Genomic DNA, 15,038 nt, shown 5'->3' on the forward strand with positions numbered 1-15,038 from the left:
CCCATGAAAATAGGAGTGATCGCGATGAACTATTGACCAAAGAACCATGGGCTTCCAAAAGAACTATAGCAAGGTTATATAAGCATGTTTTAGGGTTAAATGTTTCGTTTAGGGAATGGGAGGTATTTGATATCTTCCATTTTCTTTTTGCTATCGAACCTTTTTTATCTCAAGCGGTCCATATTGGACTATCGACTAATAAACTATTTTACCTATTTTTACCCTATATGGAACCCTCTTTAAGCGAACAGCGTTTAACTTTTTTAAAGCAATCAATTGGCAAGATAATTACCAATTCGCCTTCTAACTTTATGAACTGGCTGGCTCCTGTTTTAGTTAAAGCAGAGCATGGCATACTGGTGTGCCAGTATACCATTCGTAAGGAAATGACCAATCCTTATCAAATTTTGCATGGTGGTGTAACAGCAGGCATTATTGATGATTTAATTGGTGCAACTGTTTTTACAATGGGATTAAACGAACGTTATACCACTGTAAATAATTATATCGATTATTTCGCCCCTGCAAGCGAAGGGGATGAAGTGATCGCCGAAACATCAATAGTGAAAAAAGGACGCACGATATTAAATCTGCAATGTGAGATATTTTTACCTTCAAAAAAGCGTTTAATAGCAAAAGGCTATTCCAACATGTTAAACATAGGTTAAGCCTTTCCTGGTAGTTTAAGAATTAATTATTAATTCCTTTAAATTAACGAAACATTCTCGTTTATAATTTGTTGTAAATTAACCAAAAATATAATGAGCCATGTTAGAAAATTATTCCACCCTGCAATTCATTGTTAGAGGCAAAATTTTTAAGGGATTTTGCATGCGTATCCAAGATGATTTTCACGAAACCTATGCTGTTGTTTTAGATGGTTACCATTCTTTCTGTATCTGGTTAGATAACAAAACAGAAACATGGTGTGCTTCCAAAAACGTAGCGATTGATCCTGATGCTATTGATGAAATCATTAACAGGATATCTATCCCCCAACCGTCTTGCTAATACTGCGTAATAAAAATGTTGCAGCATAAATTTTGTTAAACTTGCGGGGTTTTGCTGTTTTATGCGGCATTTTCTATTTTTCTCGTCTGAGTTCCCTCTAAAACGAAGTTCATAAAGAGTTTTGATGGGTTAAATTGTGTATTTTAACAACAACTTAACAAATCAATTAACCTAAATCTTTCATTATGAACAAAAAATTACTAATGCTATTAGGAGTTTTAACTTGTTACGTGGTTTCCTATGCCCAAACAACTGTAAAAGGCAAAGTAACCGACGAAAGCAACGTTGGTATTCCGGGCGTAAGTGTACTGGTTAAAGGTAGCACCAATGGCTCTTCTACGAGTGGTGATGGTACTTATAGCATTTCTGTCACCTCAAATGATGTTACGCTGGTTTTTAAATCAATAGGCTTTGTTACCCGGGAAGTGGCCATTGGCGGGCGTTCGCAGGTTGATGTTAAACTCTTACCCGATTCTAAAGAACTTTCAGAAGTAGTTGTAACAGCTTTAGGGATTAAGAGATCTGAAAAATCGATTGGTTATGCCACTCAAAAGGTTGATGGTGATGCATTAACCATGACCAAGGAAACAAACGTAATCGGTTCGTTAGCTGGTAAAATAGCTGGTGTTCAGGTAACTGGTTCATCAGGCGCAAGTTTAGGCGGAACGCAAAAAATTAAGATCAGAAGTGTAAATTCATTAACTGGTGGTGGCTCACCTTTAATGGTGGTGGATGGTACACCCATTACACAGAATAATTTTGGAGGTTCGGAGAATGGTGTAGATTATGGAAATACCTCTCAGGATATTAATCCCGATGATATCGAGTCGATCAATGTTTTAAAAGGGCCTGCTGCGTCTGCGCTGTATGGTATCAGAGGACAATATGGCGTACTATTAATTACCACTAAAAAAGGAGGTAAGGGTGCCAAAATGCAGATTGATATCAGTTCTGCTTATACTATCGATAAAATTGGAAATTTTTTGCCATTACAGAACATTTATGGGGTAGGAAATAGCCAGGTTTTTTCTAAACTAACCAATGGACAAAACTATGTAAATGGAAATGATGAAAGCTGGGGGCCAAAAATGGACGGTACTCCAATCAGAAAAATCAACAGCTTTTATCCACAGGATCCAGAGTATGGTCAGTTAAGTCCGTTTGAACCGCAACCGAACAATATTAAGGACTTTTTTGAAACAGGCCAAAATGTAAATAATGGAATATTTCTTACTGGTGGTTCAGAAAATTCTACTTTTAAAATCGGTTATACTAATGCTTATACTAAAGGAACTATTCCAAATACCTGGTTAAAAAGAAATAATTTAAGTTTAAGCACCACATTCGATTTGACTAAAAAGCTTACGGTAGGTGCCAATGTAAATTACGCCAATAATTCAGGACAAAGGCCAACCCAAGGTTATCAGGGTTCATTTACAGGCGCTGTGCAATGGTTCCAGCGTAACCTAGATATTAATACGCTTAGAAATTACAGGTATGCTGATGGTACGATTTTAAACTGGAATGTAAATCCAAACACAGCGGGTGTAATTACCAACAATAAACCTAGTGATTGGAACAATCCATTTTTTGATGCTTATGAAGTATTAAATAATGATGATCGTAACCGTTTATTTGGTGATGTAAATCTGAGTTACCAGCTATTGCCAGAATTAAAAATCAGTGGTTTTGTACGCTCAGATATGTTTAGTCAGAATATTACGCATAAAGAGCCTCTTGGTGGTCGGAATTTAGATAACTATGCTATTACCAAAGCGGATGGAATAGATAATAATTATGAGTTTTTAGCGCAGTTCAATAAGAATATTAACGATTTTTCGATCAACATCAATGCAGGTGCCAATCTTTATACGACCAAATTTACCCAAACATCGCAATCAACAGTCGGAGGTTTATCCAGTCCAAACACTTATACCATTGCGGCTTCAGTAGATCGGCCAAACAGCAGTTCGTATCTCCGCCAGAAACAGGTAAGAAGCATTTATGCCATGGGGTCGTTCGGTTACAAGGATACCTATTTTCTTGACGCATCTATCCGTAATGATATATCATCGGCCTTACCAGCTGCAAATAACTCTTATTGGTATCCATCTGTTTCTGGAAGTTTTTTATTTAGTAATCTGATTAAATCAAAAGTGCTTACTTATGGTAAATTAAGGGCGAGTTACGCTATTGCCGGTTCCGATTTCGATCCTTTTCAAACCGCAATTACCTATGCTTTTGGTAGCCCATACCCGGCAACAAGTGGAACAATCAGTTCTTTAACGGTACCAGATATTCTAAAAAACCCAGATCTTAAACCATCATTTGCCAATTCTTATGAAGCCGGGGTCGATTTAAGGTTTTTGAATAATCGGGTGGGGATGGATTTTACCTTATATCAACAGCGAAATAAAAATCAGGTGATTAATTTATCTGTGTCTGGTGCTAGTGGCTATGAAACATATGTGGTTAATGCTGGCTTGATAGAAAACAAGGGTTTAGAGCTTACGTTATATGGTCAGCCCATTAAATCTAAGTTGTTTACATGGGATATTAGCTTGAATTATGCGAAAAACAGAAATACGATTAAAGAATTATATCCGGGAATAGGGGTTTATCAGCTCGATCAGAATACCTATTCGAGTCAAACCATCTTTTTAAATTCTTCACTAAATCAATCTTTCGGAAACTTAGTTGGCCCAGGGTATAAGCGTGATCCTTCAACAGGAGAAGTCCTTCTAGGAGCAGATAATATGCCTATTTCTGTAATTGGGGTCGATTTCGGAAGTGTGGTGCCAAACTATACAGGCGGTATTACCAACAATTTTAAAATCTGGAAATTCGATCTCGGTGCTGCATTCAGTTTCCAGAGTGGGGGCAAGTTCTTCAGCTGGAGCCAAATGTTAGCCGCAAAATCGGGACAATCAGAAATTACAGCTGCACTTAACGATAAAGGAGTTAACGTTCGTGAACCCATTGCGAACGGTGGTGGTGTGAAAGTTTCGGGGATATCTTCAATTACAGGTCAGCCCGTTACTGCTTATGTAGATGCCAGAACATATTATAGAACAAACTTAGGGACTAAATTTTATGATGAGTGGATTTATGATGCATCTTATATTAAAATCCGTGAATTAAGTTTAGGTTATAACTTCGATGCGAAGCTTTTGAATAAAACACCATTTAAAGCCATTAAGCTTTCGGCGGTGGCACGTAATCCGGTAATGATCTGGCAAAAAGCGCCTAAAGGTGTCGATCCTTCAGAGCTTTCTTCTGGTAGTTCTGCAATTAGCTGGATCGAAAAAGGAGAACTACAAACGGTACGCTCTTTTGGTTTAACCCTAAACCTCAAATTTTAAATTTAAGACCATGAAAAAACTACATCAATCAATATATTATTGCTTAATGGTTTTAACCTTATCAAGCAGTTGTAATAAATTTAAGGATTCAATAAATACAGATCCAAATAATCCTACTAAGGCATCAGGAACGCAGTTGATTGCCAATTCGGAGCAATTTTTACCCACACTTAGCTCTTCTCCATACGGTGTGCATTATCCGCAATATTTATCCAATACTTCATTTCCTGATAACTCCAGGTATGTAACAACTAATTTTAATTTTTATGGTTTATATCAAGGCCCGATGATTAACCTGGAAAACGTAATCACCAATACTTCACTTGACGCAAGTGAGGGGCCGATTGCCAACCAGATTGCGGTAGCTAAAATACTGAAAGCTTACTTTATGTGGCATGCAACAGATCGGTGGGGGCCGCTGCCGTATACTGAAGCTTTAAAGGGAAAGGACAATTTTACGCCTAAATACGATTCTCAACAGAGCATTTACAATAGCCTTTTTGCATTACTTGACGAAGCCAATGCTTCTTTAGTTACCGGTAACTTAAAAAATGATATTGTTTATGGTGGAGATGTGGCTAAATGGAAACGTTTAGGTAACACCATTCATTTATTAATGGCGCTGCGTTTAAGCAAAGTTGACCCAACAAAAGGAAGTGCGGAATTTAATAAAGCGTTAGCTAATGGCATTATGACTGCTAATACTGATAATTTAGCTTATCCTCATTTAGCCGTTACCGCTCAGGAGAATTATTGGTATAACTCATTTACCGTACTCAGCAGAAACTGGTTCGCCGTGAGTAAACCGATTGTAGACTTTATGCAGCCTTTAAATGATCCGAGACTGCCTATTTTCGCAGCGAAGAATACCGCTGGAAACTATGTTGGCTTAGATTACGGTTTATCTACTACCGTTACACCAGGTAATTATTCGTTATTGGGCACAGCAATACGTCAGCAAAATTCTCCAGTTTATTTAGTTACTTATGCGCAAGCTTTGTTTGCTTTGGCTGAGGCGGCAAAAAGAACCTGGATTGCTGGTGGTGATGCTGTTGCGAAGACCAATTACGATCTGGCCATCGAACAATCGATAAGGCAATGGAATAATAATGATATCAGTGGATTAGCTGCATATAAATTAAATGCTTCTGTAATATACAACCCACTTACCGCATTAGAGCAGATTGGTAATCAACGTTGGGTGCATTTATTTATGCATGGTTATGAGGGCTGGGCCGAATGGCGTAGAACTGGTTTTCCTAGCTTTTTGGTTCCAGCACCAAACAACAACAACAAACCGATACCAAGAAGAGAAGGTTATCCTACGCAGGAACAGGCTAATAATACCGAGAACTACAAAGCTGCAATTGCAGGCTTTCCTTATCTGGGTAACGATGATTTAAATGCCCGGGTTTGGTGGGATAAACCTTAAATCCCCTAAATCAATACCGTATTAGTGTTTAAATTATAGCTCTTGTTTATATTAAAAACCTGTTAGATTATTCTCTGACAGGTTTTTTTTATAGCTTCTCAACCCTTCCTTTTTGTCATTCTGAATGCAATGAAGAATCTTTAAAAGAATTTAAGATGGGTAGAGGAATTAAAGTATTCTGCTATTCATTTTGCGGTCATAATCGATTACTTCGCTAACCGCTAAGCGCTCAACACTAACCAATTTACGCAAAAAACATATAACTAAGTGCTATGGCTGTACAAACCCCAACTAAATCAGCCAATAACATCGAACCGATGGCATAACGCGTATTTTTTATTCCAACAGAACCAAAGTAAACCGCTACCACATAAAAAGTAGTATCGGAAGCACCCTGAAAAACACCTGATAATTTACTGGCAAATGAATCTGGTCCACTCGAAATCATAGTACTTACCATCATACCTCGGGCGGCACCACCACTTAAAGGCCTGATTAAAGCAGTGGGCAGCGCATCAACAAATTTGGTGTCGGCTCCAAAAAACACAAACATGTTTTTAATCCCGCTCATGATCACATCAAAAGTTCCGCTGGTTCTGAGCATGCTTACCGCGACTAAAATTCCAACTAAATAAGGAATAATTTTCAGCGCAGTTTCAAATCCGCCTTTGGCGCCATCAATAAACGCATCAAAAACATCTATTTTTTTATATAGTGCACCCAAGACAATCAATAAAAAGATCAATAAAATTATTCCACCGCTTAATAATCCTGAAAATGATTTTATGCTTTCTGCATTTAACTTGCTTACGTACCAAACCAGTAAACCAACTACTGCAGAGATACTTAATACCCAGGTAATGATAACGGGTTGAAGTAGATTTATCTTTTGTTTAAAGGATACAATGAGCATGGCAGCCATGGTACCAACAAAAGTTACAATCAAACACGGGATGAAAATATCGGTTGGGTCTTGCGCATTTTGAGTTGACCTAATGGCAATTACACTAACGGGAATTAAGCATAAACCTGCGGCATGCAAACATAAAAACATAATCTGCGAATTGCTGGCAACATCCTTATTTGGATTAAGCTCCTGCAAACTTTCCATTGCCTTTATACCAAATGGAGTGGCTGCATTATCCAAGCCTAATAAATTGGCCGAGAAATTCATGATCATGTGTCCCATAGATGGGTGTCCTTTTGGGATTTCTGGAAAAAGTTTTGAAAAGAAAGGTCCAATAATTCTAGAAAGTAAACGGATACCACCTGCTTTTTCGGCGATGCTCATAAGCCCCATAAATAAAGCCAGTGTTCCAATTAATTTAATGCAAAGATCAACCGCAATCCAGCAGGTTTCTATAATACCATCTAATTTTAAAGGATTTAAGGGATCGGACGATTTACCGATTACCATCCAGTTAAAAATATCCGTATGTCCGAAAAAGAAACATTTAATACTTGCTACAACAATAGCCACAATAATAAATGCTGACCAAATTCTGCTTAATGCCATTGGGGTTGTTTAGTTTTATTTTTGAATGGGTTAAAATACCTTTTTTAGTCGAAAGTTCATAGAAGAGAGTTCGGAGTTGAGAGTTACCAGCGATCGCACTATTCATTGTCGAGTAATAGCATGAATTTATCGTATTTATTCAATTAAAAATCCATGATACAAAGCTTTTGATATTGCTTGTATCATGGATTAGATTCTTAGATGTCAGCATTGAATTGCCGTTTTATGAATTAAGCACGCTAAACGCCCAACGCTAAACTCAGCTAAGGTTTATCATCTGTCAGTTCAAAACCCCAGGTTTTTCCTTTTTCAGTTGCAGGTACTCCGCTTGTCATCCAGGCTGGCGCTTTCGCACCTTTTAAATAATAATCGAAAAACTGTTGCTCACGGATTTGAATATCCTTACGGTTCTGGCGTTGAACTAAGTTATGTGCTTCGCCATTATAGTTCAGCATCCAAACTGGTTTACCTAAACGGCGCAGACCGGTAAACATTTCAATACCCTGATACCAAGGCACAGCTCCATCTGCATCATTAGCCATTACCACAACAGGAGTGTTTACTTTCGGAAACATAAATAGTGGTGAGTTCTCGATATATAGTTCTGGTTTTTCCCAAAGTGTTGCACCGATACGGCTCTGTGTTTTTTCGTATTGGAACTGACGGTTCATACCAGTTTCCCAGCGGATACCGCCATAAGCAGAAGTCATGTTGACTACAGGTGCACCGGCCCAAGCAGCAGCATACATGTTATTCTGGGTTATGAGATAGGCTACTTGGTAACCACCCCAGCTTTGACCCTGGATACCGATTTTACTACCATCTACCCAGCTATTTTTCTTCAGGCTTTCTACACCAGAATTGATGAATTCGACTGCAGATTTACCTGGATGACCAGTTTCATAGCTAATATCTGGCGCAAAAACGAGGTATCCGTTACTCACGAAATAAGAAATGTTTAAGCGCGACGGAGTAGGTGCGGGCGCTTGATAAGTGTACAAACCATCCGTTAGTTTTTCGTAGAAATATGCGATCATCGGATATTTCTTATTTGGATCGAAATTTTCCGGTTTGTATAGTATACCTTCAGCTTTATAGCCTTTCGGCGTGGTCCACTTAACCAGTTCAGCTGTGCCCCAATTGTAATTTTTTTGTTGAGGGTTGGTATTGCTTAATTTGGTTTCGGTTTTGAAATCTGTAGTGATATAAACATTTGGCGATTCTACATAATTGGCTTTATCGTAAATGTAAACATCAGCATCTTTAGCTTTTAGCAGGTTTGAATATTTAAACTTAGCCATTACGACCAATTCTGGTGCTTTAGCTAAACCTACATTGGTACGGTAAAACCCGTTTTCTTTAGTTAAATTGTTAAAACCATCTAACCAAACCGTTTCGTTCACTTTTACAAATTTGCTATCTGCATTGCGCTCAAACCTGTTATCCTGTTGTACCCTTTCGTAACGGAAGGTAATATTGTTTGCTCTTCCAAAACCGGCAGTAATATTTTTTGGTGCCAATTTTCCATCTGGCGAGAAAGACCAGATATCGTATTTATCGTAAATTAAAACAGCTTTATCACCTTCAGTCCATGTTGCTAAACCGTAAGGGGAAGGTAAATCCGGTACATCGTTTTCTTCGTCAACAAATTTTTCTATTAATCCAGCTGTTAATACGGTTACTTTTCCGGTGGTTACACTATAGGTATTCCAGCTACCCGCTTTTCTATCGAAATATAAAACATAGTTTCCGTCTGGAGAAGCCATTGCATAGCCGCTTAAATTATCAATGATTTTCTTTTTCTGGCCGTTTTTAGTATCAACCAGGTAATAATCTTTTGAGGTAGAGCCACTCCACTGTGATTCAATCCTGCGGCCATAGTCTGTAGAGGCTAAAACCAGATTTGCATTACCTTCAGCAATCAGATTGGCATCAGGCATTTTTAAATCCGCTAATGGAATTACTTTTGGATCACTGCTATAAACATCAATCACCGATAAATAACTTTTTTTACCGTCTCTATCTGCGTTTTTAAGCTGCATAGGCTGCAAGTAATCATCTTTATAATTCCAAACATCAACTTTGGCCACCTCAAAATCTACAATAGTGGTGTCTTTTGGTTTTTTGATAGGGGAGATGCCGAAAAACAATTTCTTGCCGTCTTTACTAAAAGTTATTTTTCCATCGCCATTAACCGACCATTTTGCAGGTAGCCCTGGCATATCAAAATCAACCAGTATCTGCGCTGTATCTAGTGTTAAAGAGTTGTAATAAATATTGTAATTTTTTATCTCCTGTTTCTCCGGACTTTGCTCGCCCACAAAGGCCACATGCTCGCTTTCCTCATCAAAAGTGAAGTTTTTAAAACTTCCTTTACCTTTAATTAAGGTTTTTAATGTACCTTTTTCTGTGTTTAGCAAGAATACACCTTGGGGAGCCGTTTTGTCTTTTTTAGATCCGCTACAGGCGAAAACCAACTGTTTGCCATCTTTACTGAAATAATAATCGGTAACGAATTTATAAGTTTTATCTGTGCCTGTTAAAAGGTTTTTTACCACTAAATCAGTTCCTTCGTCGGTTTTACCTTTTCCGGCAGCTTCATCATCAGCAAGATCCATTTCACCATCCTTTTTCTCAGCTGGTTTTACAGTTTTCTTTGCTGTATCTGGCTTTTCTGTTAGATAAGCCATTACACCGGCACCTTCTTCAGGAAATTTGAAAGATTTTACCCTTGCCACTTTTGTAACGGCACTGGTGGTGAGGTTGGCAATGCCCAACGAATCTTTTGGTAATTCATCTGGCTTTTTCTTTTTAATTTTAGCCTGGCGTAAATCTTTATTTAAGGGACGGATATTAAAAGCAGCAAACTTAGAATCGTTACTAAACTGAGAGTTCATCCCTCTTGGTATATTAATCTTCGCATTCGTTTTAATATTGGTAAGGTACAATTGTGCATCACCTTCTTGCTGTAAGATGCTGTACATGGCCCATTGACCATTATTTGATAATTGCTTTGTTCCTACTGATTCCCAGGTATCATATACCGAATGATCTAGAGGTTTCTTTTGTGCGTAGGCAAAGCTGACAACGAAAAACAGAATAATAGTTAGTCTCTTTTGCATTTTTAGATTTATTAATTTGTTGGTTGAGATTTAATCTTCTAAAATTGGAATTTTTTAGCTTATTAGGAAACTTGTATGCCAAATATTACAATTAAAAGCATTTAGTTGGAAAGTCACAGGTCAGAGATCAGAGGTTTTGGCGCCCAGTTTTACGCCATACCCTTTCGCTCAGCCCAAAACAAAAATCCCCGATCACTTTGAAGTAACCGGGGATGTCATAAAATTTCAAAGTAAGATTACTTTTTAGCTTGTTGTTGCTGACGCATATAATCATCTAAACGTTGTTGGAATTTAGATTTTTTCTTTTTCTCATCAGCTGGTCTGGCTTTATTTTGCTGAATCAAAGCGTGGATTTTATCATCATCAACCATTTTACGGATTAAGAACTGCTGTCCAAAAGTCATTAAGTTGGCCAAGAAATAATAATAGTTTAATCCGGCAGGGTAGCTGTTCAATACACCTAAGAAAATAACCGGCATAATGTAACCGATGTATTTCATTTGGCCTGTAGCACCAGAAACCTGGTTGTTAAAGTAAGTCATAATTAATGTAGAGATGGTCATCAATACACACATTAAACTTAAGTGATCGCCAATGAAAGGAATTTTTACGCCAAATTTGATAAACTCGTCATAAGTAGATAAATCTTTCATCCAAAGGAAACTCTCACCACGTAACTCAAACAAGTTAGGGAAGAAGAAGAAGAAGGCCATTACCAAAGGCAACTGTAATACCATCGGCAAGCATCCCCCCAGAGGGTTTACCCCCGCTTTCTTGTATAATTTTAAATATTCCTGTTGAACCAATGTTGGATTATCTTCACCTACTTTAGCTTTAATTTCGTCCATTTCTGGTTTCAAAACCCTCATTTTAGCCATTGATAGGTATGACTTGTAAGTAAGTGGCGATAAAGCAACTTTTAGTAAAATGGTTAATACCAAAATAATTAATCCGTAGTTCCAGCCAAAGCTGTTTAAGAAGTTAAATACAGGCAATACAATAAAACGGTTAATGTATTTTAAAGGCCAGTAACCCATATCAACCTGTTGCTCTAAATCGTACCCCTGAGCTTTTAAGGCAGAGAATTTATTGGTTCCGAAATAGAATTCCATTTCATAAACCTGGTTGGCCGTATGTGCATATGGCAATTGCATATTGGCATCATAAAACTTAACCTGGCCAGGAGCTGTTGGGATTTTAACTTCTAAACTTCCTTTTTCGAACGCTTGTTTCGAGATTAAAGAAGCTGAGAAAAAGTGTTGTTTGAATGAGAACCATTGGATTTTACCTTTCGATAACTCTTCTTTTTCATCTTTAGAAACACTTAGGTGATCTACATCGCCATCTAAATATTTATAGTATGGTGCAGAATAACGGTGCTCACTTTCGATCGATTTTTCTTGCTGTAATAAAGTAGTCTGCCAGTTTAAGCCAATGTTGTTGCCTGCAATTACTTGCTGTAAGCCAACTAAATTGATGTTGAAAGCTACTTTGTTACTTAATGCTTTTAAATCGTATACATATTCTACATATGCGTTTGCACCATAATTGGCACGCATTGTAACTGTATTTCCTGTTTTTGTTGGTGTAAAGTATAAATCGTTTGTATTAATTACTTTGCCAGCAGCGTTCAGGCTTAAACCAAATTTGTTCTGGTTACCATCAAATAAAATCAGTGGTTTTCCGGTAAAGGTTTTCTGACCTTTAACTTCAACCGAGGTAATTTTACCACCTTTATTGCTTAGCGTGATTAATAAATTCTCGTTTTCTAAAACAGTATTGGCTTCGGTGCCAGTAATTGCGGTACCAAAAGGGCCTTTTAGGGCTAAAGAATCTACAGCTGGGTTAGCAATCGCAGCTGTTTTTGTTGTATCTTTTTGTACTGGTGTAACACCAGCTTTTTTCAAAGAATCTAAACGCTCTGTTTCTTTGGCTTTTTTTATTTCAGCCTCGTTCGGCTTCAAAAAGTAGAATGATCCTGCCAAAATGATCATAATCAGGAACAGTCCTGTAAAGGTATTTCTATCCATTATTTATGTATGTACTGCTTTTAATTCGTTTTCTTTTTCGCAAACTCCATCGCAGCGGCGACAAATTTAACAAAAAGTGGGTGAGGATTAGCAACTGTTGATTTTAATTCTGGGTGAAACTGCCCGCCAACGAAAAACGGATGATTTTTAAGCTCCACAATTTCAACTAAATTGGTTTGCGGATTCATACCTGATGCAATCATTCCTGCATCTTCATATTGCTTTAAATAAGCATTGTTAAATTCGTAACGGTGACGGTGGCGTTCATTGATGTGCGATTTGCCGTAAATAGAAAAAGCTTTTGTTCCTTTTTTAATATCACAAGGATAAGAGCCTAAACGCATTGTTCCACCTTTATTTGTTATTTTTTTCTGCTCTTCCATCATGTTTATTACCGGATTGGCAGCATTTTCTTCAATTTCTGTAGTATGTGCATCTTTCAAACCTAAAACGTTACGTCCAAATTCGATAACAGCACATTGCATGCCCAGGCAGATTCCGAAGAAAGGAATGTTATTCTCGCGAACATATTTTATGGCATCAATTTTACCTTCAATACCGCGGCTACCAAAACCTGGTGCAACTAAAACACCTTGTAAGTGACCTAATTTATCTTTTACATTATCGGGGAAAATGCCTTCAGAGTGGATGTACTCTACCTTAACCTTACATTCATTTTTCGAACCTGCGTGTACAAAAGATTCGATAATTGATTTATAAGCATCAGGTAATTCTACATACTTACCGATTAAACCAATTTTAACCTCTGCTGTAGGGTTTTTTAAACGGCCCAGGAAATCTTTCCAGCTTTCCATATCCGGATCGTTCTTGGTCGGTAATTTTAATTTCGATAAAACAGTTTTATCCAATTGTTCTTTTAACATCAACAATGGCACATCATAAATAGTAGATGCATCCATCGATTCGACTACCGCATTGATGTTAACGTTACAAAATAAAGCAATTTTTTTTCTGATCTCAGGGCTAATGTGGTGCTCGGTTCTGCAAACCAATATATCCGGCTGTATTCCGTACTCCAACAAAGCTTTAACCGAGTGTTGTGTAGGTTTGGTTTTTAACTCGCCGGCAGCAGCTAAATAAGGTACAAGGGTTAAGTGGATCACAATAGCATTGGTACTGCCTTCTTCCCATTTAAACTGACGAACAGCTTCGATAAATGGTAACGATTCGATATCACCCACAGTTCCACCAAGTTCTGTTATTACAATATCATATTCACCGCTATCACCTAAAATACGCATGTTGCGTTTAATCTCGTCGGTAATGTGGGGTACAACCTGAACTGTTTTGCCCAGATACTCACCTTTGCGCTCTTTATTAATTACGTTCTGGTAAATACGGCCGGTAGTAATGTTGTTTGCCTGTGATGTTGGAACGTTAAGGAAACGCTCATAATGACCAAGATCCAGATCGGTTTCAGCACCATCTTCGGTTACAAAGCATTCGCCATGTTCGTATGGATTTAAAGTTCCTGGATCGATATTAATGTACGGATCGAATTTTTGAATGGTTACACGGTAGCCACGTGCCTGTAAAAGTTTAGCTAAAGATGCGGAAATGATGCCCTTACCTAAAGAGGAAGTAACACCGCCCGTAACAAAAATATACTTTGTCATGATTGATAATTTGTGGAATTAACCAGGTATTTTAAGCCTGTTTAATTGTTTTTGTACGGGATACAAAGGTACAAAAAATTATCGCTCGATTAGATACTTGCCAGAATATTTTTTCGCCATATTATATCTCTGATAGTGACTGTTTTAGGTATGGTAGCTACTTAAAGTATTAGCGTGTAGAGTTCTTTTTTAATGTCTTCTATCTTTCTGGGGTTCTTTTTGTCCTCATAACGGGTATAGAGGTCGATCATTTTTTTGAAATCTTTTTCGGTATCGGTTCTTTTACCTTTTACAGGAGGAGCAACGTTCAAGATAGGAACGTTTTTAGCTTCAACCTTGGTGGCAAACCAGGTGGTATTATACCGGGGTATGGCCAGGCCTAATATCATTCCAGGTAAGCCGGTAAATCCTTCAGGACCGCCTTTTAGTAAAATCTCTTCACTATAGAAAGCCACTACAGTAACCGAATCGTTTATTACTGCTATTGCTTTACGGCACTCGTAGCCCGCAATCTGGCGTACATCGTGCATGATTTTCCAATTGAGATGGGGGATAGTATCTTTTAAAATAAAATCTTCGCCTCCTATTGGTTTTCTTATTACTCTTGCTTTTTTGCTAAAGTCGGTATACAGTTCATTCGTATTCTCACCAGCAATAAAGAAGAAATTGTTGTCGTTTAAGCTCTCTTTCGGTTTAATTTTATAAATGGAGCTGCTGTCGTTAAAGCTATAATCCCAATTCGAAATCCTGTATTTGCTCATTTTATCCCTGGCATCGTCTGATATCCAGGTATTTGATGCCAATTGCTGTTTTTGATTGATCTTTTTCTCGAAAGTTATTTTAGCACTTTTGATGAAAACAGTTTGTGCACGCACTACTGTTATGGCAGAAAACAAGATTATGGTTAGTCCTAAATTTTTCATCTTCA

9 protein-coding genes are annotated in these 15,038 nt (G+C 37.7%); 4 read left to right on the plus strand and 5 right to left on the minus strand.

Annotated features, from left to right (window positions below):
- Nucleotides 1–227 precede the first annotated feature (227 nt).
- The 4 genes from ACTJKN_RS09735 to ACTJKN_RS09750 all read left to right on the plus strand — a co-directional run bounded on the left by ACTJKN_RS09735 (nt 228) and on the right by ACTJKN_RS09750 (nt 5,805).
- On the plus strand, nt 228–668 hold the full coding sequence (locus ACTJKN_RS09735; RefSeq protein WP_440824490.1) for a PaaI family thioesterase: 441 nt from the start codon (nt 228–230) through the stop codon (nt 666–668).
- 163 nt (nt 669–831) lie between these two features.
- Nucleotides 832–1,011 carry a hypothetical protein gene (locus ACTJKN_RS09740; protein WP_440824492.1) on the plus strand — a complete coding sequence of 60 codons (180 nt, stop codon included), beginning with the start codon at nt 832–834 and terminating at the stop codon, nt 1,009–1,011.
- A gap of 185 nt (nt 1,012–1,196) precedes the next feature.
- Entirely contained in the window at nt 1,197–4,373 is a 3,177-nt protein-coding gene (locus ACTJKN_RS09745; RefSeq protein ID WP_440824494.1) for a SusC/RagA family TonB-linked outer membrane protein, read from the plus strand.
- Nucleotides 4,374–4,383: 10 nt separating this feature from the next.
- Nucleotides 4,384–5,805 (plus strand): SusD/RagB family nutrient-binding outer membrane lipoprotein, encoded by a 1,422-nt coding sequence (locus ACTJKN_RS09750; protein ID WP_440824496.1) that lies wholly within the window; start codon nt 4,384–4,386, stop codon nt 5,803–5,805.
- Nucleotides 5,806–6,049: 244 nt separating this feature from the next.
- On the opposite strand, the gene ACTJKN_RS09755 is transcribed toward ACTJKN_RS09750, so the two are convergent.
- The 5 genes from ACTJKN_RS09755 to ACTJKN_RS09775 form a co-directional block, all read right to left on the minus strand.
- Entirely contained in the window at nt 6,050–7,321 is a 1,272-nt protein-coding gene (locus tag ACTJKN_RS09755; RefSeq protein ID WP_440824497.1) for a nucleoside recognition domain-containing protein, read from the minus strand.
- 263 nt (nt 7,322–7,584) lie between these two features.
- Nucleotides 7,585–10,443 carry a prolyl oligopeptidase family serine peptidase gene (locus tag ACTJKN_RS09760; RefSeq protein ID WP_440824499.1) on the minus strand — a complete coding sequence of 953 codons (2,859 nt, stop codon included), beginning with the start codon at nt 10,441–10,443 and terminating at the stop codon, nt 7,585–7,587.
- A gap of 236 nt (nt 10,444–10,679) precedes the next feature.
- A complete protein-coding gene (gene yidC / locus ACTJKN_RS09765) occupies nt 10,680–12,473 on the minus strand; it encodes a membrane protein insertase YidC (RefSeq protein ID WP_440824500.1) in 1,794 nt (597 codons plus the stop codon).
- Between the two features lie 20 nt (nt 12,474–12,493).
- The gene (locus tag ACTJKN_RS09770) at nt 12,494–14,110 is read right to left on the minus strand and encodes a CTP synthase (RefSeq protein ID WP_440824502.1); all 1,617 of its coding nucleotides are present in this window, start codon (nt 14,108–14,110) and stop codon (nt 12,494–12,496) included.
- 161 nt (nt 14,111–14,271) lie between these two features.
- Nucleotides 14,272–15,033: a GLPGLI family protein gene (locus ACTJKN_RS09775; RefSeq protein ID WP_440824504.1), complete on the minus strand. Its 762-nt coding sequence runs from the start codon at nt 15,031–15,033 to the stop codon at nt 14,272–14,274.
- Between the last annotated feature and the right edge of the window lie 5 nt (nt 15,034–15,038).

The organism is Pedobacter sp. 22163, assembly GCF_052045595.1.
In the GTDB taxonomy this organism is placed as follows: domain Bacteria; phylum Bacteroidota; class Bacteroidia; order Sphingobacteriales; family Sphingobacteriaceae; genus Pedobacter.